General features: G+C 65.7%; 19 protein-coding genes and 1 pseudogene. 5 read left to right on the plus strand and 15 right to left on the minus strand.

The window, feature by feature from the left end; all coding sequences use genetic code 11:
- Positions 1 to 160: 160 nt before the first annotated feature.
- The 8 genes from GWG54_RS03230 to GWG54_RS03265 all read right to left on the minus strand — a co-directional run bounded on the left by GWG54_RS03230 (position 161) and on the right by GWG54_RS03265 (position 7,356).
- Complete coding sequence (locus GWG54_RS03230; RefSeq protein WP_167936405.1) at positions 161 to 775, minus strand: nitroreductase family protein; 615 nt, start codon at positions 773 to 775, stop codon at positions 161 to 163.
- Positions 776 to 932: 157 nt separating this feature from the next.
- Positions 933 to 1,760: a ZIP family metal transporter gene (locus GWG54_RS03235; RefSeq protein ID WP_167936406.1), complete on the minus strand. Its 828-nt coding sequence runs from the start codon at positions 1,758 to 1,760 to the stop codon at positions 933 to 935.
- A gap of 120 nt (positions 1,761 to 1,880) precedes the next feature.
- On the minus strand, positions 1,881 to 2,954 hold the full coding sequence (locus GWG54_RS03240) for a methionine synthase (RefSeq protein ID WP_167936407.1): 1,074 nt from the start codon (positions 2,952 to 2,954) through the stop codon (positions 1,881 to 1,883).
- A complete protein-coding gene (locus GWG54_RS03245) occupies positions 2,951 to 3,955 on the minus strand; it encodes a 5-methyltetrahydropteroyltriglutamate--homocysteine methyltransferase (RefSeq protein ID WP_167936408.1) in 1,005 nt (334 codons plus the stop codon). Before GWG54_RS03245 ends, GWG54_RS03240 begins: the two co-directional genes overlap by 4 nt.
- A 164-nt stretch (positions 3,956 to 4,119) precedes the next feature.
- Positions 4,120 to 4,713 (minus strand): HemK2/MTQ2 family protein methyltransferase, encoded by a 594-nt coding sequence (locus GWG54_RS03250; RefSeq protein WP_167936409.1) that lies wholly within the window; start codon positions 4,711 to 4,713, stop codon positions 4,120 to 4,122.
- Positions 4,714 to 5,868, minus strand: a complete 1,155-nt coding sequence (locus tag GWG54_RS03255; RefSeq protein ID WP_167936410.1) for a mechanosensitive ion channel family protein — start codon at positions 5,866 to 5,868, stop codon at positions 4,714 to 4,716. It abuts the gene before it with no gap.
- Between the two features lie 79 nt (positions 5,869 to 5,947).
- Positions 5,948 to 6,787, minus strand: a complete 840-nt coding sequence (locus GWG54_RS03260; protein WP_167936411.1) for a 16S ribosomal RNA methyltransferase A — start codon at positions 6,785 to 6,787, stop codon at positions 5,948 to 5,950.
- Positions 6,788 to 6,882: 95 nt separating this feature from the next.
- On the minus strand, positions 6,883 to 7,356 hold the full coding sequence (locus tag GWG54_RS03265) for a universal stress protein (RefSeq protein WP_167936412.1): 474 nt from the start codon (positions 7,354 to 7,356) through the stop codon (positions 6,883 to 6,885).
- A gap of 251 nt (positions 7,357 to 7,607) precedes the next feature.
- On the opposite strand from GWG54_RS03265, the pseudogene tnpA reads away from it, so the two are divergent.
- Positions 7,608 to 8,083 (plus strand): annotated as a pseudogene (tnpA, locus tag GWG54_RS03270) (IS200/IS605 family transposase).
- Entirely contained in the window at positions 8,080 to 9,237 is a 1,158-nt protein-coding gene (locus GWG54_RS03275) for an RNA-guided endonuclease TnpB family protein (protein ID WP_167936413.1), read from the plus strand. The pseudogene tnpA and the gene GWG54_RS03275 overlap by 4 nt, the downstream one beginning before the upstream one ends.
- A gap of 97 nt (positions 9,238 to 9,334) precedes the next feature.
- Here GWG54_RS03275 and GWG54_RS03280 read toward each other — a convergent pair whose 3' ends face one another.
- The 5 genes from GWG54_RS03280 to GWG54_RS03300 form a co-directional block, all read right to left on the minus strand.
- Entirely contained in the window at positions 9,335 to 9,925 is a 591-nt protein-coding gene (locus GWG54_RS03280) for a DUF655 domain-containing protein (RefSeq protein WP_167936414.1), read from the minus strand.
- Between the two features lie 45 nt (positions 9,926 to 9,970).
- Positions 9,971 to 10,327, minus strand: a complete 357-nt coding sequence (locus GWG54_RS03285; protein ID WP_167936415.1) for an RNA polymerase Rpb4 family protein — start codon at positions 10,325 to 10,327, stop codon at positions 9,971 to 9,973.
- 5 nt (positions 10,328 to 10,332) lie between these two features.
- Positions 10,333 to 10,641 (minus strand): 50S ribosomal protein L21e, encoded by a 309-nt coding sequence (locus GWG54_RS03290; protein WP_167936416.1) that lies wholly within the window; start codon positions 10,639 to 10,641, stop codon positions 10,333 to 10,335.
- A 108-nt stretch (positions 10,642 to 10,749) separates the two neighbouring features.
- Positions 10,750 to 11,520, minus strand: coding sequence for a hypothetical protein (locus tag GWG54_RS03295; RefSeq protein WP_167936417.1), 771 nt, complete (start codon positions 11,518 to 11,520; stop codon positions 10,750 to 10,752).
- Positions 11,521 to 11,617: 97 nt separating this feature from the next.
- Entirely contained in the window at positions 11,618 to 13,066 is a 1,449-nt protein-coding gene (locus GWG54_RS03300) for a selenium-binding protein SBP56-related protein (protein WP_167936418.1), read from the minus strand.
- Between the two features lie 231 nt (positions 13,067 to 13,297).
- On the opposite strand from GWG54_RS03300, the gene GWG54_RS03305 reads away from it, so the two are divergent.
- Positions 13,298 to 14,467, plus strand: coding sequence for a cystathionine gamma-synthase (locus GWG54_RS03305; RefSeq protein ID WP_167936419.1), 1,170 nt, complete (start codon positions 13,298 to 13,300; stop codon positions 14,465 to 14,467).
- Positions 14,468 to 14,559: 92 nt separating this feature from the next.
- Here GWG54_RS03305 and GWG54_RS03310 read toward each other — a convergent pair whose 3' ends face one another.
- Complete coding sequence (locus tag GWG54_RS03310; RefSeq protein ID WP_167936420.1) at positions 14,560 to 14,955, minus strand: CopG family ribbon-helix-helix protein; 396 nt, start codon at positions 14,953 to 14,955, stop codon at positions 14,560 to 14,562.
- Positions 14,956 to 15,058: 103 nt separating this feature from the next.
- Here GWG54_RS03310 and GWG54_RS03315 point away from each other — a divergent pair, with 103 nt between their 5' ends.
- The gene (locus GWG54_RS03315; RefSeq protein WP_167936421.1) at positions 15,059 to 15,895 is read left to right on the plus strand and encodes a hypothetical protein; all 837 of its coding nucleotides are present in this window, start codon (positions 15,059 to 15,061) and stop codon (positions 15,893 to 15,895) included.
- A 175-nt stretch (positions 15,896 to 16,070) separates the two neighbouring features.
- Entirely contained in the window at positions 16,071 to 16,751 is a 681-nt protein-coding gene (locus GWG54_RS03320) for an MBL fold metallo-hydrolase (RefSeq protein WP_167936422.1), read from the plus strand.
- Positions 16,752 to 16,754: 3 nt separating this feature from the next.
- Here the strand turns inward: GWG54_RS03320 and GWG54_RS03325 are convergent, their stop codons facing one another.
- The gene (locus tag GWG54_RS03325; protein ID WP_167936423.1) at positions 16,755 to 17,873 is read right to left on the minus strand and encodes an RNA ligase; all 1,119 of its coding nucleotides are present in this window, start codon (positions 17,871 to 17,873) and stop codon (positions 16,755 to 16,757) included.
- Positions 17,874 to 17,947 lie beyond the last annotated feature (74 nt).

Consider the following 17,947-nt stretch of genomic DNA (forward strand, 5'->3'; position numbering starts at 1 on the left):
CGTCGCTCCGGGCGGGTACCGTGCTCCGTGCCCGCCGGTTCGAAGCCGTTCGACGATCGTGATTCGGCACTGTCATCTACCAACTACCGGATTCCGGAATCGGAAAAAGGTACAGCCTGATTCGGAACGGGGCCGACGCTCCCGTTCGAGCGCGGGTCAGTTACTCGAAGCCGCCGCGGTGAACGATCTCCTCGAGGGGTTTGCGGTCGCTTGGCTCCTCGCGGTCGCGCAGTTCCTCGGGGAGGCTCTCGGGGGGCGCACGCTCGCCGATGGCGGCCATCGCCTCGACCTCGTACTCCTCGGGAACGTCGAGCACCTCGGCCGCGCGCTCGTAGTCGAAGCCGGCCATCCCGTGGACCGCGAGGTCGCGGCGGGCCCCCTCGAGCGCGAGGTTCTGCCAGGCGGCGCCCGTGTCGAAGGAGTGGACGGGCGCGGGCTCGCCGTTGTGGTCGAAGGTGGTCTTCGAGACGATCACGACGAGGACGGCCGCGTCGGTCGCCCACTCCTCGTTGCCCCCCAAAAGCAGGTCGGCGAAGGCGTCCCACTCCTCGTCCTCGCGGCTCGCGTAGAGGAAGCGCCAGTGCTGGTTGTTGAACGCCGAGGGCGCCCACCGGGCGGCCTCGAACAGCGGCAGGTACTCCTCCTCCTCGAGGGGTTCGCCGGTCATCGCGCGGGGCGACCAGCGGTTGACGAACAGCGGGTCGATCTCGTGGTCGGGTTCGCGGTGGTCGGCGACCTCGTCTCGGATCTCGCGTCGCTGGGCAAATTCCTGCATACTCCGGGCTAGACGTCTGCGACGTATGACTGTTCCCGGACGCTCGAGTCACCCGGTAACGGTCGCGCCGTCGGCTCGCGTTCACACGGCCCACTCGCAGGAGACGGCGAACCGCGACGAACCGAGCACTGGTCCGACTCGAGGCCGAGTCGACGAACTATCCGAGCGCGATGTCGAGGTACAGCATCACGATCGTTCCGAGGATCGTCCCGAGGGTGGCGACGCGCTCGTACCCGCTCGCGTGGGTCTCGGGGATGATCTCGTCGCTGATGACGAACAGCATGGCGCCGGCGGCAAACCCCATCGCGTAGGGGAGCAAGGCGGCGACCGACTGGACCGCGTAGGCGCCGAGGACGGCCAGCGGGATCTCGACGACGCCCGACCGAACGCCGGCGAGTACGGCGTAGAACCGCCTGTTCAGCCCGGCGTTGACCGCCGCCAGCGACACCGCGAACCCCTCCGGAACGTTCTGGATGCCGATCGCGAGCATCAGCGGGATCGCCGTCTCGAGATCGCCGCTGCCGAAGCCGACGCCGACAGCGAGGCCTTCGGGCATGTTGTGCAGCGTGATCGCGAGGACGAACAGGACGACGGCCGCGAGGCGGTCGTCGTCGACCGGGAGGTCGGTCCCGGGATCGGCGGCGTCGGGCCGCCGTCGCCCCGAGAGCAGGAAGTGTGCGTGGGGAACGAGCAGGTCCGACCGGTCCAGAAACAGCGCGCCGAGGGCGACGCCGACGAGGACGGGAACTGGATTTCCGTCGGCGTAGGTCTCGACGCCGGGGATGATGAGGCTCGTGAAACTCGCTGCGAGCATGATCCCCGCGGCGAAGCCCAGCGCCCCGTTCATCGCCCGCTCGGAGGGGTTCCGCCAGACGAAGATCAGCGACGCGCCAAGCAGGTTGAGCGCGGCGATGACGATCCCGCCGACGAGGCCGTGGATGACCGGGTCGGCGCCGAACAGCCCCGTGAACGGATCGGCGACCACGCGCTACCGCCTCCGGAGTCGAGCACGTCTCGCTCGCGCGTCCGGGTCGGCCAGCCGCCGCGCTCGACGATTCATACCGCCTCGTAGAACGTCGAACGAAAAGAAACTATAGGGTCGCGTTCAGTCGTCGGCTGTCGCGGGCGCGCCGCGATCGACGTCGATCTCGCCCGCGTCGAGTTTCGCCTCGACGTTGCGGGCCGCCTCGACCATGTTGGCCATCTTGCCGTAGGCGACCTCGCGGGGTAGCAACTTGACGCCGCAGTCCGGCGAGACGACGAGCTGTTCGGGTGGGACGACCTCGAGGCCCTTCTCGATGTTACGTTCGATCTGCTCGACGCTTTCGACCTCGCCGACGTGGACGTCGGTGACGCCCAGCGCGAGGTCTTTCGTGAACTCGGGGTCCTTGAACACGTCGAGCTGGTCGTAGTCGCCGTTGGCGAGCTCGAGGTCGAACTCGTCGACGGGGAACTCGAGGATCTCGGGGTAGATCCGGGAGTAGTCGCCGTAACAGACGTGCAGTCCGATCCGGACCTCCTCGGGGATGTCGGCGACGATGCGCTCGAGGGCCTCGCCGACGATGGCGTGGTCGTCCGGCGTCGTCGCCAGCGCGGGCTCGTCGATCTGGATGTAGCGGGCGCCGGCGTCGACGAGCTTCTCGATCTCCTCGTTGACGAGGTCGGCGAGGTCGTAGGTCAGCTCCTCGTCGTCGTCGTAGGCCTCGTTGAACGACCAGTTCGCCAGGGTATAGGGGCCCGTGATCGGGACCTTGACCGGGCGATCGGTCGCGCTCGCGGTGAACTCGTACTCGTCGACGAGCCAGCTATCCGTGTACTCGACCTCGCTCACCACGGAGGGTTTGTCGAAGTAGTTGTGTCCCCACACCTTGACGGGGCCGTTGAACTCGTAGCCCTCGATGCGGTGGGCGAAGAACTCGACCATCTCGTTGCGCCGCATCTCGCCGTCGACGACGACGTCCAGGCCGGCGCGTTCGTGTTCGTCCGTGATGAGGCGGGCGGCATCGTCTTTCGCCTCCTGGTAGTCCTCCTCGTCGAACCCGTGGTCGGGGTCCTGGTAGAGCTCCTTCGCGCGGTTGAGCCACTTGGGCTTCGGGTAGGAGCCGACGACCGTCGTCAGCAGGAAGCTGTCGTTCTCGTGCTCGTCGGGTCGGAACTGATCCTTGTTCTCGTTCGTCATGCTGCTTTCACCTCCGCGATCTCGGCGGCCTCCGCGAGGGCGGCAAGTTTCTCCTCGAACTTGGCGTAGGGCAGGTAGAACGTCTCCGTGTTCGTCGTCAGGTAGACCGTCTCGAAGTCGGTGACCGGGATCTGCTCGTAGACCCAGTCGACGCGGTCCCGGATCGCCTCGGGCTCCTCGACGAGGGTGTTCTGGCCGTCGGCCAGCCCCAGCGAGACGTCGTCGGTCGCGCCATACTCCTGGAGGTTGTAGACGTTATCGTCCCGCTCGGCGACGAAGTCGAAGCCGATCGCGTCGATATCGGCGTCGAGCAGGTGGGCGTAGACCTTCTCCTCGAGGGCGCCCCAGTAGGGCTGGACGACGACGTCGGCGTCGGTCGCCGTCGCGACCCGATCGATCGCCTCGCTGGCGCGCTCGTCAAGGCCGTCCTCGGGCGCGTTCTCCACGAGCGACGGCTCGAGCAGGAACAGCGTCTCGACCTCGGGGAAGGCGTCGACCTCGCCCGCGAGGAAGTCGGCGATGGCCGCCAGGAACTCGGCCTCGTCGCCGTAGTAGTCGTCGGTCGCGAGGTCGGAGAGCGAGTACGGACCGGGGAGGACGGCCTGCAGGTCGTCGCCGTCGACGAACTCGGCCGCGGCCTCGAGCTCGCTCGCGACGTCCCCGGAGGAGTCCAGTTCACCCTGGACCACGGGGTCGCGGTAGAAGTTGTTGTTGTCGTAGTAGCGGACGATCCCCTGGGTGTCGACGGCGTCGTGCACGGCGAGGGGATGGGCGAGCATGTCGTCCCAGCGAAGCTGGCCCTCCGAGACACGGTCGAGCCCGGCCTCCTGCTGGACGCCGATGACTTCCTCGCGGGCCTCGTCGTAGGCCGCGGCGATCTCTGCGCCCTCGTCGCCGTCGATAAGGTCGCCCTTCTGGTGTCCCTTCAGGTCCGAGAGGTCCTCTTTCGCCCAGTCCGGGAGCGGGAACAGCCCCGGCGTGGTCGAGACGTAGTCGGTCATTCGTGAGCCCGGCTAGGCTATGCCGGGGCTTAATATTTTCCATACGGTGGAATACGCAGCAGTAATTCTTGCAGGTTCCACGGGGACGCCGACCGGCCCCGCTCCGGCCGCGAAGCGGGGCGTGATCGGCGAGTACCGTCGCGCTACCCGCCGCTCGAGCCCGATCAGCGAAGCAGCTCGAGCACCGTCAGCGTCTCGAAGGGAAAGGAGTGATCGGCGACCGCGGCGGCGCTGAAGCCCTCCTCGCCGGCGCGCTCGGCGACCGCGTCGACGTCGGCGAGGCTGCTGACCAGCAGGTAGACGACGCCGTCGGGAGCCAGGACGCGGCCGACCGACGCGAGGAAGGGATCGATGATCGCCCGGCCGTCCTCCCCGCCCGACAGCGCCCGCTCCATCCAGTCGTCCCACTCGGTGTCGGGCTCGGTCGGCAGGTACGGCGGGTTGAAGGCGACGGCGTCGAACGCGCCGTCGACGAACGGCGAGACCAGGTCGGCGCGAACGGTCTCGATCCCCTCCTCTCGAGCCTGTCGCACGGCGTGTGGGTTGAGGTCCGAGGCGATCACGCGGGCGTCGGTCTCCGCGGCGATGCGGCCGGCGACGTAGCCCGATCCCGTCCCGACCTCGAGGACGAGACGCTCGCCGTCGGTACTGTCCTCGGCGCTCGCGAGTCGCTCGCAGACCGCGTCCGCGAGCAACCGCGAGTCCTCGGCGGGCTGGTAAACGTCCGTTTCGATACCACGTCGTTCCTGAAGATCCATTTACTCGTCCTCCGGTGGCGCGTACCGTCGTTCGTTCGACGTCCGATCCGTCTCCGTCCGCTCCGTCCGCTCGTCGTCGATCCGGAAGCCGCCGGTCTCCTCGCGACCGCTGAGCTCTCGCTGCGGATAGGGGATCTTGATCCCGGCGTCCTCGAACTCGGCTTTGATCGCACGGATCGCGGCGCTCCGGGCCTCGGCCTCCCGTCTGGCGCTGGGTTTGCCGATCCAGAACCGCACCCCCAGTAGCACCGCCGAGTCGTCGAGCGACTTGGTGACGACCTGCGGCGAGGGCGCCTCGAGGGAGTCCTCGAGCGCTGCGACCGCCGACTCCGCCAGCTCGCTCGCCCGCTCGACGTCGGCAGCGTAGTCGACGCCGACGTCGACCTCGACCCTGATTCGGCCCCGCTTCGAGCGGTTGGTGACGACCCCGGCGGAGATGACGTCGTTGGGGATCATGATGTACTCGCCGTCGAACGAGCGGATGCGGGTGTTGACGATCGAGATGTCGGTGACGATCCCCTGATCGTCCTCGACCTCGATCCAGTCGCCGATCTCGAACGGGCGAGCGAACATCAACACGAAGCCCGCGAGGACGGTGCCGAGAACCTGCTGGGCGGCCATCCCGATGACGATCCCCAGGAAGCCGGCCCCGACGAGCAATCCGCCGAGGTCGTCGACCCACAGCGCGAGGATGACGATCGACGCCACCGTCAGGATGATCACCTGCGAGAGCCGCTGGGTGACCTCGCGCTGGTGGGCCGTCACCGCCGACGCGGAGCTGAACACCTCCTCGATCACCCGTTCGACGACCCGTACGGCGATCACCGCCGCGAGCGCGAGGACGAACGTGAAGACGCCGCGGGCGACGGCGTCGCCGCCGACGTCGTACTCCGCGTAGAGGTACTGCAGGTTGTTGGTCTGTCCCCAGACGCCGACGATCACCGCCAGGCTGATCGCGCAGGTGCCGACTAGCAGCGCCGTCGCGACGACGTCGCTGTACAGCGGGCGCAGCCGCTCGTTGAACCGCTCCTGTAGCTGCTGGAACGAGAGGATCACGGCGATCAACGCGCTGGCCGCGAGCAGCGTCACCGCGATCCGGGCCGGCGTCGTCCGAAAGACGTCGGACAGCCAGTCGAGGCCTACTGTTGTGGTCATCGTTCCGTTCCCGCTCGAGTCGGCGACCCAGCCACCTGTATCCGTCGGTGAGATCGTTTCACGGGCGGTTTCGGTTGTATTAGCCGTCCTCCGGTTCGCCGACCTCGAGGGCCAGCGTCGCCAGCTCGGCGAACTCCGTCGGCGTCATCGCGTCGGCGCGCTTTTGCAAGAGGTCGTCGTCGGCCGCCTCGACGACCGCGTCGGGCGCCCCCAGGTTCGTGATGTGGGCCGTGTTCCGGATCGCGTTCCGGATCGTCTTCCGGCGCTGGGTGAACATCGCCTTCACGAACCGCAGGAAAAAGGCCTCGTCGCCGACCACGTAGTCGGGGTCGCGGGGCTCGAGTCTGACGACCGCGCTCCGGACCGCCGGCGGCGGCGAGAACGCCTCCTTCGGGATCGACTCGACGAGCTCGGGCGCCGCGTAGTGCTGGGTCGACACCGAGAGCCTGCCGTACTCGCTCGTCCCGGGTTCGGCGACCATCCGCTCGGCGAACTCCTGTTGAAACATCAGGACGAGCGGGCGTTTCTCGGGCAGCAGTCGGAACGTAATCTCGCTCGAGACGCCGTAGGGAAGGTTCGATACCGACGCCGAAAAGTCGGGCAGGTCGACCGCGAGGGCGTCACCCTCGAGCACTGTCAGTCGCTCGGCGTCGATCTCCTTGCGGAACTCCTCGCGGAGGAAGGCCGCGAGTTCGCGGTCGCGCTCGACGACGGTTACCTCGTCGGCGGTCTCGAGCAGTCGGTCGGTCAGCGCGCCCGTTCCGCCCCCGATCTCGAGGACGTGACCCGTATCGGCGCCGAGTTCCGCCAGGTACGTCGGCAGTCGATCGAGGACGCGGTCGTCGACCAGAAAGTGCTGGTCGCGGTCCGGATCGCCGCGAACGCCGGCGCGGGCGATCAGATCGTCGGGATCTCTCATCGCCCCTGCTAGCGGCGGGGGCGGTGTAAACGCACCGTCTCGGCTCCGGCGTCGGTTCGATTCGAGGGCGGACCACCGTGGCCGAGCGGAGACGACTACGACTGGTCGCGGACGTACGTCACCGGACAGGGCGCGTTGAGCATGATCTTCTGGGCGGTGCTGCCGAACACCGCCTTCCCCGCGGGCGAGCGCTTCCGCCCGCCGACGACGATGTTGTCGGCGCCGACCTCCTCGGCGATCCGGAGGATCTCGGACTCCCGATTCCCGACCGACGCCCGCACCTCGACGTCGATCCCGGCCTCCTCGAGGCGGTCGGCGATCTCGCCGACCGGTTTCGTCTCCCGAGCGACCTTCTCGGCCGGGAGGTCCCGGCTCTGAACGTCGAACCCGATCTGCGCGACGGCATCCGGGTAGCTCTGTACGTCGTCGTCGTACTCGTCGGAACCGACGACGTGAGCCACGACGACCGTGGCGTCGACCGGTTCGGCGACGTCGATCGCGTGCGAGACGAGTCCGTCGATCCGATCGCTGTCGCCGGTTCCCACCGGGAGCAGAATCGTCGAAAGCATTGGTATCGATTGACTCGGTCGTCTCTTAACTTTTGCGAGGCTAAGTCGCCGTCCTCAAGGAGCAACGCAGGGAGCGAAGCGACCGAGTAGCGTTAACGAGAGCTTCGCTCTCGTTCGCACATCAGAACGCGAAGCGTTCTGAGGACGCAGTAGGGCGGGGATACAGCCGACACGAGATTAGGTTATCCACGAAATCGTACACTCTAACTAAAGAATCATGTGACAGTAGCCCGATAGTTGAAGTGAGCCCAATGGAATACGACCTCGATACGGGAGCGCACTCGACATACTCCCTGCACTACCACCTCGTCCTCGTTGTGAAATACCGACGCGAGGTGTTCAACGAAGAACTCCGAGATTTCTTCCGCGAGGTCGTGAGTGGGTTCGCTGACAACTACGGCGTCCTCAGAACGGCGGTGCCGTTCTGATGTACTCGCAAGACGCGCCGTGTCTTGCGAACGTCGAAATCAAAAACCTCGAAGCCGACCGCGACCACGTTCACCTCCTGTTCAAAGCCACCCCCACAACCGACCTTGCCAAATTCATCAACGTCCTCAAAGGCGCATCGGCTCGACGCATCCGCAACGAGTACGGCGACCACATCAAGAATAAACTGCGGGGCGACTCGTTTTGGGCAGACTCGTACTGCCTCATCAGCACGGGACAAGTATCGCTGGACGTACTGAAAGAGTACGTCGAGAACCAGCGGGAACGTGACGACGAATGAAACAGACTGCCGAGAAGACGGTCGTGGCGAAAATCCTCACCGACGACCTTACGCAGTCGAAACTCAACGCCATCAACCACGAGTACGAAGCGTTCCAGCGATACATTCGTGGCGACGAAGACGTCGACCTCTACTCAGCCACGAAACAGTGCGCCGACGCCTACGTGGACACCGACAACCTACGTGACGACCACGACTACCCGTGGTTCATCCGCAACGACGTATTCGACGTTGGCGTGGACGTGGAACAGCACGACACCGACCTGACGGACTGGTGGCTGAAACTCCCCGTCTCGCAGGTCTGGGGTGGAGTGAACGTCCCGATTCAACCGCACGACGAGATACCCGACAAGGCCGACGTGAAGGACTCGAAAATCGTTCGGGAGAACGGTGACTACTACGCGCACCTGACGGTTCGGCAAGAGGTGAAAGTCAGCGAGGAGTACGACGGTGTCATCGGCGTGGACTTCGGTGTTCGATGGATGGCAACGTCGGTGGCGTTGCCCTCCCGTAACACCGAGTTCTACGGTAGAGAGATTCGCCGTATCCGTCGCCACCATCACAACCTTCGCACTCGCCTGCAAGAGAAGGGAGCCTACGACACGCTCCAGTCGATCAAGGCGAAGGAGTACCGTCGAGTGAACGACCGTCTCCACAAGATTTCTCGCGCTATCGTGGAGGAAGCTAAAGAGCGCAACGCGCTCATCGTGGTCGGGAACCTCGAAGGTATCCACAACCAAGACCTCGGTGCGGAGATGAATCGTCGGCTCCATTCGATGCCACACCACACACTGAAGAAGTATATCGAGTATAAGGCGACGTTTGCGGGTATTGCGGTGAAGTCCGTGAACGAGTATATGACGAGTCAGACGTGCTGGCGGTGTGGTGTGCAGGAAGCGACGACCCGCAAGGGACAGGGCCAACACCTGTGCCATGAGTGCGGGTTGGACGACAATGCGGATAAGAACGGTGCGACGAACATCGCAAAGAAAGGACTGGGTAAGGACATCGCGTGCCCACTATCCAGTCTCGGCGCAGTTTGTGAACCTGCGCTCGAACCGAGCGGTGCTGACCAAGCCTCTGCAACGGTACGCTTGCGAGCCGACTTGGAAGCCCCTGCCTCAACGAAGCGAGCCGTCAGGCAAGCGAAGTAGGCAGGGGTAGTTCACATGTGCGGGACCGTGAACGCGTCGAGGCGCTCCGTGGCGGAAGCGAAGGCGTCGACGGCTGCGGTCGCGCGCGACTCTGCGCTCACTCCCCGTCCTGCTGGCGGCCGACGAACGTCCGATACTTCAGGTCGTCGTCGCGAAGCTCCTCGAGGATGCGCTCGACCAGCACGTCGCCGGGATCGTGGAGCCCCGAGACGCGCTCGGAGAGCTCCTCGAAGCTCTCGAAGGGCTTGCGCTTTCGCTCCTCGAGGATCCCGTTGCGAAGCTTCTTGCCGATCCCGGGCAGGAGGTTCAGCTGGTGGAGCCGCAGCGTGATCGGCTGGGCGTCGTTGTAGAAGTCGACGAACCGCTGTTCGTTTTCCTCGACGAGGTCCTCGACGACGTACTCGAGTTCGGTCTGGGCACCCGACGAGAGTTCCTCGTACTCGACTTCCTGACACTCGACGACGGCGTCGCGTTCTTCCGTCGGTTCGATGACGACCTCGCTGCCGATGGTGAGCCGCGTGTCCTCGTCGAAGGCGACCTGGTAGAGCCGGAAGTCCTCGACGTCGAGGGCGTACCCCGCGGGCGACTTCGCGTACTGCGGCCGGCCATCGTCCGAGAGTCCGTGTGCGAGGTAATCCAACACGACTGCGCGGCGAACGTCCGTCTCGTCGCTGTCGGCTTCGCTCATTGGGTGACGGTACGGCGACGCCGCACTTAAAGAATCGGCCCGCCGTCAGGCGTACTGCGCGACGACGTCGAGAATCTCGTCGAGTTCGTCGCCCGACAGCGAGTAGCGCTGCTGGGCGTACACCGATCGGAGCTCGTCCCGGTTTCGCGGGAGGAGGTCGGTGATCTTGTACGCGGTCGGCTCGTCGACGTACTCGAGTTCCTGCAGGTCCGCGACGAGCTGCCGGGACTCCTCGGGCTCGAGGACGGCGAAGCGATTCGCGTGCTCGATCGCTCGCGCGAGTTCGTAGCGCAGCTCTCGGTCCTCGTCCATCGCGCGTTCGGCCTCGATGTCGGCGAGGAGCTCCTTCGTCTCCGAGACGGTCAGGTACTCCTCGTCGACGATCTCTTTGAAGATCGTCATGCGTTTCAGACGCTGACTTCGTCCTGATCCTGTGCGCGGAGGTGGGCGGCGGTGACGATCAGCGTCTTCTCTTTGCCGCCGTCGTCGATCTGCACCTTGAAGGCGGTGCCTTGCTTCCCGACGACTTCGCCGGTGAGACCGTCGAATCGCGGGTGGAAGCGTCCGTTCTGAATGCTCGGGTCGATCTTCAGGTGGACCTTCTGTCCCTCGTCGTACTGCTGAATCGCCCGCTGTGGCGGAGAGGCGCCGCGGCTTCGCGGATCGTTCGAGAGCTTGTCCCGGGTCCCTTGGCGAGGTCCATTAGAGTTCGGCATAGTCGTACGGCCCTCTTACTTCGTGACGGTTATAAAACGCACGTTCCGCCCTCGCGTCGGTTCCGAGCCGAGTCGGGCCGGCGAACGTTCGGTGGCGCCCGTCGATCGTCACGGTTCCGAACGCGGGTTCGGCGAGACCTCGAGCCGCCGGCGCCGCCGCGCCGACGCGACCTCCGTCGCGCCCGCGACGAGAAGGACGGCGCCGACGCCCGCGAGAACGATCGTCTCGACCGGTGCCGACAGCAACCCCGTAACGTAGTAGCCCGTCAGCGACCCGACGAGGAACCCGAGGTGGATCGCGACGACGCTGGCGATCACCCAGCCCCGACCGACGGCCGCGTACAGCCCGGCGATCGCGACGGTCTCTCCGACGGCGTGTCCCGTCAGCAACGCCAGCCCGACCAGTCCGAACGCGGCGCTCGCGGCGTAGACGCCCGCGACGAGGACTCCCTCGACGGTCCGGTGAAGCAGTATCGCGCCGAAGGCGGCGTCAGCGCAGCCGCCGTGAGCCGAAACGCCGCCGGTTCGATCGACCCACGCGATCGACCCTCCGAGCGCCGCGCCGGCGACCGCCACGGTCGGTTGCTGCGTAACGGCCGAGAGCAACGCGACGAGTCCGAGGACGACCAGCAGCACTGTCACCTCGACCCGCGGTTCCGACCCGTGACCCGACTCGGCGCCGAGTCTCGACCGGTAGTACCACGCCGCTCCGAGCCCGATCGAGACGCTGAGAACCGTCGAAACGCCGATCGCCGCGGCGAACGGAACCGTCGAAGCCTGGCCCTGCGCGCCCGCCTCCGTGCCGTGGGCGCCGACGACCGCCGGCCAGGTCGAGAGAACCCAGAGGGCGACCACGGCCGTCGTTCGACTGACTCTCATGGGCTCGTTGCGGTACTGCTGTTTGGTTCGTCGATCATCGAAGGTAGTGGCGCGGGGAGCGATCGCCGACCCCGCGTCTGTCGTTCGGCCACTGCCGCTACATCCAGATGTCGCTCGTGCAGTCGCCCTCGGGCCACCGGATCTCGTGGGCGCGGGCCGGGCCCTCGGGGAGGGTGCCGAAGTCGACGAGGAACTCCTCGTCCAGCGACATCGTCCCCTCGCGGGGGTCGACGTCGACTTTCAGCATGACCGAGCCCTGCTCGGCCTCCTCGGGGAAGAACTGGTCGTCCCAGCTCGAGTACAGCGACGTCGTGAAGTACAGGCGCTCGCCGTCCAGCGAGAGCTGGAGCATCTGCGGGCCGGCGTTGATCGTCCGCCCCGCTACCTCCCTGCGGTCGCCGAAGAGTCCGCCGACGGAGACCGTGTCCACCAGCCGCGGGTTCGACCGGTCGGAGATGTCGTACATGCGGACCTCGCCGTGGAGCCAGTTCGAGAAGAACAGGTAGCGATCGTCCATCGAGACCACCAGATCCGTGATGAGACCTGGCACCGGCATGTCCCAGTCCTCGTGCTCGCGCGGCTCGACGTCGATGACCTTATCGGCCCGCCACTCGCCGCCGGCTCGCGGTTCGCCACCGCTCGCCTCATCCACGGCGCGCGGCGCCGCGCTCTCCCGAGTCAGGTGGAACATGTTCGAGGAGAGCGCGGCGCCGACGTAGGCGTGCTCGGAGTCGGGACTGTGCAGGAAGCGGACCTCCAGCGGGACGAGCCCCTCCTCGCCGAGGTCGATCGTCTGCTCGACGGTCCGGTTCTCCCAGTCCCAGAAGTGGAGCTTCTGGCCGTAGTTCCCGGCCTCGACGTCCTCGAGGTCGAACCCCGGCTGGTAGGTCGCGGGGGCGGCCCACTCGGAGGAGACCATCACGTTGCGACGCGGCTGGTACCAGAAGTCGTAGTTCATCTCGATGTCGCCGGGCGCGTCCCATCGCCCTTCGACCTCGAAGTCCGCGTCCAGGAGGAGGAATCCGCCCGGGAGGTCGCCGTCCGCGTTCCCGAGCATGCTGATCATGATCTTCTCGTCCGGGATGCAGTGAACGGTGTGGGGGGCCGACAGGTCGTGCTCGAAGACCTCGTCGGGTTCGACGACCGTCTCGAGTTCGGGGTGTCGCGGGTCGTCGGTGTCGACGACGTAGATCCGGGACGAGCGGTTCCCGGGAACGACGAGATACCGCCGCTGTGCCCCCTCGACGTGGCAGGACGACGAACACGCGTTCCAGCCGAAGTGGTGTAACTCGTCGCCCTTGACGGGCATTTCGATACGATCGACGATCTCGCAGTACGTCTCGGAGTCGGGGTCGAGGTCGACGACGGCCAGCATGTCGGGCGCGTCGATATCCGTACCGACGTACAGCGCCGGCACGTACGCGGTCGTTTCGCGGGCCGACTGCTCGATGGCGGCCTGGGGCGTTTCGTAGCCCACGTCACTGACGCGGTGTTCGTGGCCGTGGTGACCGTGAGCGTGGTCGGCGTGATCTGAACTGGAACCCATGTAGTATATTCCGCCACCGACAGACATAAACGAATATTATGGATATCTATTTACATTACTTCGGTCCTGTATTTTGGTGGGACGGTACGCTGTGGTAAGGAGGCGGGTGGATACGCTCCGGAGGGGGATCGCGTGGAACGGAACGGCGGTCCCGAGCCGCGACAGCCCGCGTCACGCGGGACTCGCCGAGTATCCGTCAGTATCACCTACCTTCGCCGCGTCGGCCCGCGTATGGACGACGACCAGTTCCGGTTCGAGACCCGATCGATCCACGCCGGGCAGGAACCCGACGCGGAGACCGGCGCGCTGATGACGCCGATCCACGCCAACTCGACCTACGAGCAGGACGCCCCCGGCGAGCACCGCGGCTACGAGTACTCCCGGACCGGAAATCCCACCCGAACCGACCTCGAGGAAAACCTCGCCTCCCTCGAGAACGCCGAGTACGGACGGGCCTTCGCCAGCGGGATGGCCTCCATCAACACCGTCCTCAACCTGCTCGAGTCGGGCGACCACGTCGTGACGGGCAACGACGTCTACGGCGGCACCCACCGCATCTTCACGCAGGTGTACGAGGACTACGATATCGAGTTTTCGTTCGTCGACATGACCGATCTCGAGGCCATCGAGGCGGCGTTCCGCGAGGAGACGGAACTGCTGTGGCTCGAGACCCCCACCAACCCGCTCATGTCGATTGTCGACGTCGAGGGCGCTTCCGAGATCGCTCACGCCCACGACGCCCTGTGTGCGATCGACAACACGTTCGCGACGCCGTACCTCCAGCGCCCGCTCGAGCTGGGCGCCGACATCGTCTCGCACTCGCTGACGAAGTACCTCGGCGGCCACTCCGACGTCGTCGGGGGCGCCCTGCTGACCGACGACGCAGACCTCGACGAGCAGTTTGGCTTCTACCAGAACGCCGTGGGCGCGACGCCGGGCCCCTTCGAGAGCTTCCTCGTCCTCCGGGGGACCAAGACCCTGCCCGTCCGGATGGACCGCCACTGCGAGAACGCCCGCGCCATCGCGGAGTGGCTCGACGACCATCCGGACGTCGACCGCGTGTACTACCCCGGACTCGAGTCCCATCCCGGCCACGAGATCGCTCGCGAGCAGATGGACGACTTCGGCGGCATGCTGAGTTTCGAACTCGACGCGAGCTTAGAGGAGACGAGCGAGGTCGTCTCGAACACGGAGGTCTTCACGCTCGCCGAGAGCCTCGGCGGCGTCGAGAGCCTGATCGAACAGCCCGCCCCGATGACCCACGCCGCGATCCCCCGCGAGGAACGTCTCGAGGCCGGACTCACCGACGGGCTCGTCCGCGTCTCGGTGGGGATCGAGCACGCCGAGGACCTGATCGCCGACCTCGAGACGGCGATCGAGTCGGCGCTGTCCTCGCAGTAGGGAGACGGGCGCGTTCGTTATCGCGCGGAGTCGCTGTTCGGTGCAGGTGAAGCACACAGCGAGTGTCCCTCCCGGAGGGCTCTGGCAGATCGTCATTCCTCGCCGTCCCGGATGACCATCACCTTGACCCGATTTACGTCGTCGAAGTCGCGGAGCCGGTAGGTGAGGTTTCGTACCTGCTCGGCTGGTCCCCGACAAAACAGCGATTCCAGACACCACTCCCCCTGGTGCGTATGACTCGTGTTGAGGATAACGCCTTGGTACTCGTGTTGGACTGCGTGGAGTTCCTGTATCACCTCGTGGTGGCGATAATCGAACGCAACGAGTGCGACGATTTCCCCGCTTGTCCCTTCGAGGCGGGAGTGAGACTCGATATACTCCAGCATCGCTTCTCGGACCGCTCGCGACCTGTTTTCGATGTCCTGCTCTTGCCAGACTCGATCGAACTCTTCGATTACTTCGTCCGGAATATTGAAACTCGTTCGCATAGGTGCTGACTCGTCGGGATTCTACAAGAGGTTCTCGTATGACGATGCACCCGTTTCGGTATTAACAACCGTTATTCATATCGGTAGCAGATTCTCAATCAGGATGTTACACGGCGAAGCGCTCGGTCTCTTCCTCGGAGCGGTCGCTCTCGGTGCTGTTCACGGTATCGAACCGGGTCACGGATGGCCCGTTGCCGCCTCGTACGCTCTCGATCAGACGAACAAGTGGGTGTACGGGTTCGCGGCGAGTCTCCTCATCGGCGTCGGCCACCTTATCAGCAGTATCGCGATGGTGGGAGTGTTTTTCTACGCGAAGGAGTACTTCGACCTCACGCAGGTCAACGAGCCGATGACGATACTCGGTGGTATCCAAATCGGCGGGCCAGTCAGTCTTGTTGCCGGTGTCCTGCTCATCGTACTTGGGATTCGTGAATACTTCCACGGGCATTCTCACGGCGGTCACGATGATGACGGCCACGCCGACCATCATAGCCACGACCACCAACACGATCCGAACGAACATTCCAGCCATTCGCACGACCCTGACCACGGCCATTCACACGACCACAACGATGGACTGGTGAGCCGTTTGAAGAGCGTCGTTCCTTTCGTCGGTGGGCACTCTCACTCACACGATGACCCCGAAGCAACCGCTGATCGTGGTCTCCTCGGAATCGCGTGGTTCGCGTTCGTTCTCGGGTTCGCCCACGAAGAGGAGTTCGAGATTATTGCGCTCTGTGCCGGGTCAAACCACTGCCTCGAACTGATGAGTGCATATGCCCTCACTGTCATCGTGGGTATCGTCGGGCTGACGATGCTGTTGATTGCTGGCTACCAGCATTCCGAGGAGAAGGTCGAGCAGTACACGCCGTACCTCCCAGCGTTTTCCGCAGTTGTTCTCATCGTTATGGGAGTTGGTTTCATTATCGGCGTATTCTAACGTGTTTGCCACTTCGAAGTTCGTGATAACGAATCCGATAGGCCAGTTTCGAATCCAGTTTGAACGACGAGATCGCGTTTCCAGCCGTCATCGTCCTCGAGCCGACGTCCATCTCGCGGAGCGAGACGCCTCGGCGGACGCAACGCTTTCCTCCCGCCTCGCCGAATCGCGAGCCATGACAGACGAGGACCCGGGCGTTTACGCGCTCCCGATCACCGTCGACTACGGCGGCCGCGAACTGACCGTCACCCCCTCGGCCGTCGAGACCGACCGCGGGCTGGTGCTGATCGACGTCGGCCCGCCCGGCGCCGTCGACGGGCTCCGGACCCACCTCCGCGGGCTGGGATTCGACCTCGAGGACGTCTGGTGTGTCATCGTGACCCACCACGATGGCGACCACGTCGGCGGGCTCGCGGAGCTGCTCGAGCGCACCGACGCGGTCGTCGCGACCCACCCCGAGGAGGCGCCGTACGTCCGCGGCGAGCGGGACCCGATCAAGGGCGACCCGGACGCGTACCGACTGGCCCCGGTCGATCTGGAGCTCGCGGGCGGCACCCGGGTGCCGACGGTCGCGGGACCGATGGAGGTCGTCGAGACGCCGGGACACTCGCCGGGTCACGTCTCCCTGTACTTCTCCGATCACGGGCTGTTGCTGGCCGGCGACGCGCTCGTCGCCGACGGCGAGGAACCGCTGTCGGGTCCGAAACCGGAGTTCACGCCCGACATGACGCGCGCGACGGAGTCGGTCGGCCGACTCGCCGCCCTCGAGGTCGGACAGGTGGTCTGCTTCCACGGCGGGTACGTCGAGGCCGACGACGAGCGAATCGCGGAGATCCACGCCGCCCTTCGGGAGTGACGATCACTCCTGGACGACGTGGCCCTCGAGGTAGTTTCGAATCTTGTCGTTGCTCGACTGGACCCGTTTGCAGAAGGTGAGGACCCGATCGCCGTCCTCGCGTCGGTCGGCCTTGATCTCGAGGGTCAGCCCCTGCTCGCGGAGGTGCTCGAGTAAGGCCTCGATCGTCTCGTGGCTGGCGCGGACGGTGTGTCGCTCGCCGATCGACCCGCCGTCCTCGACGGTCCGGATGGCCTCGCGCATCGACAGCAGGATCGCCTCGCCGATCTCGTGGGCGCGCTCGCGGGCGTCCTCGTCGTCCTCCCCGCGCTCGACGGTGCGAAACCCCTCCCGCAGCAGTCGCCGGAACATGAAGGCCTGCCCGTAGTCGAACGGCAGCGAGAACGCGTATGCCAGGTCGCTGCGAGTCGAGGCGGCCGTCGTGTACTTCAGCAGCGTCGTCGCGTCGGGCGAGCGCAGCACGACGCCCTCGCGACCCTCGGCGTCGAGCTCCGCAACGATCCGTCCGACCTCGCTCGCGGCGTCCTCGAGCGCGTACTCGCCGAACAGTCTCGTCTGCGGGACGCCGTAGCGCTCGTACCGCTCGCGGCGATCGGCCACGTCGAGGGGCTCGCCAGTCCGTCGATCCCGCCAGTCGAACGCCCGGAAGGCGAGCGAGTCGACCTCGGGGTAGTCGTGGGCCGTGTAGGGGTTCTCCGGACCGATCATCTCCCCGCAGACCATCGCCTCGGGGTTCTCGTCGAACAGCGCCTCGAGGTCGACCAGCCGCCCGAGGACCCGCGTGGTGAACGGGCAGACCATCCCGCTGCGGGTAAACGCCAGTTGCTCGCCTGCGAGGCGGACGACCCGGACGTTGTAGCCGTTGAGCTTCTCCTCGACGGCGACTCGATCCTCGAACTGGGTCGGGACTCCGGTCTCGAGGACGAGGGTGCGAGGAACCTTCGGGAACCCGCGGACGACCTCGCCCGCGATCAGGACGGTTCCCCGTTCGACCCCGCGGCGGTAGTCGGGGACGTGGCGGTACTCCCGACCCTCGTACGCGCGGCGCTCAAGGTGGTCCTCGAGGGCCTCGAACGCCGACGTCCCGATCCCGAGCTTCCTGTGGTACTCGGTGTCACCCATCGCGAGCGGCTACCACGGCGAGGGGGATAACTGCCGGGGCACGCTCTCCCGTCGGGGCTCGAAGCGGAATTCTC

Source organism: Natronococcus sp. JC468, from assembly GCF_012163165.1.
Taxonomy (GTDB): Archaea; Halobacteriota; Halobacteria; order Halobacteriales; family Natrialbaceae; genus Natronococcus; species Natronococcus jeotgali.

Bases quoted from the DNA above. Each gene is read 5' to 3' on its own strand.
- GWG54_RS03230 (WP_167936405.1), bottom strand. From the start codon at position 775: ATGCAGGAATTTGCCCAGCGACGCGAGATCCGAGACGAGGTCGCCGAC.
- GWG54_RS03240 (WP_167936407.1), bottom strand. From the start codon at position 2,954: ATGACGAACGAGAACAAGGATCAGTTCCGACCCGACGAGCACGAGAAC.
- GWG54_RS03245 (WP_167936408.1), bottom strand. From the start codon at position 3,955: ATGACCGACTACGTCTCGACCACGCCGGGGCTGTTCCCGCTCCCGGAC.
- GWG54_RS03250 (WP_167936409.1), bottom strand. From the start codon at position 4,713: ATGGATCTTCAGGAACGACGTGGTATCGAAACGGACGTTTACCAGCCC.
- GWG54_RS03255 (WP_167936410.1), bottom strand. From the start codon at position 5,868: ATGACCACAACAGTAGGCCTCGACTGGCTGTCCGACGTCTTTCGGACG.
- GWG54_RS03260 (WP_167936411.1), bottom strand. From the start codon at position 6,787: ATGAGAGATCCCGACGATCTGATCGCCCGCGCCGGCGTTCGCGGCGAT.
- GWG54_RS03265 (WP_167936412.1), bottom strand. From the start codon at position 7,356: ATGCTTTCGACGATTCTGCTCCCGGTGGGAACCGGCGACAGCGATCGG.
- GWG54_RS03275 (WP_167936413.1), top strand. From the start codon at position 8,080: ATGAAACAGACTGCCGAGAAGACGGTCGTGGCGAAAATCCTCACCGAC.
- GWG54_RS03280 (WP_167936414.1), bottom strand. From the start codon at position 9,925: ATGAGCGAAGCCGACAGCGACGAGACGGACGTTCGCCGCGCAGTCGTG.
- GWG54_RS03285 (WP_167936415.1), bottom strand. From the start codon at position 10,327: ATGACGATCTTCAAAGAGATCGTCGACGAGGAGTACCTGACCGTCTCG.
- GWG54_RS03290 (WP_167936416.1), bottom strand. From the start codon at position 10,641: ATGCCGAACTCTAATGGACCTCGCCAAGGGACCCGGGACAAGCTCTCG.
- GWG54_RS03295 (WP_167936417.1), bottom strand. From the start codon at position 11,520: ATGAGAGTCAGTCGAACGACGGCCGTGGTCGCCCTCTGGGTTCTCTCG.
- GWG54_RS03300 (WP_167936418.1), bottom strand. From the start codon at position 13,066: ATGGGTTCCAGTTCAGATCACGCCGACCACGCTCACGGTCACCACGGC.
- GWG54_RS03305 (WP_167936419.1), top strand. From the start codon at position 13,298: ATGGACGACGACCAGTTCCGGTTCGAGACCCGATCGATCCACGCCGGG.
- GWG54_RS03310 (WP_167936420.1), bottom strand. From the start codon at position 14,955: ATGCGAACGAGTTTCAATATTCCGGACGAAGTAATCGAAGAGTTCGAT.
- GWG54_RS03315 (WP_167936421.1), top strand. From the start codon at position 15,059: ATGTTACACGGCGAAGCGCTCGGTCTCTTCCTCGGAGCGGTCGCTCTC.
- GWG54_RS03320 (WP_167936422.1), top strand. From the start codon at position 16,071: ATGACAGACGAGGACCCGGGCGTTTACGCGCTCCCGATCACCGTCGAC.
- GWG54_RS03325 (WP_167936423.1), bottom strand. From the start codon at position 17,873: ATGGGTGACACCGAGTACCACAGGAAGCTCGGGATCGGGACGTCGGCG.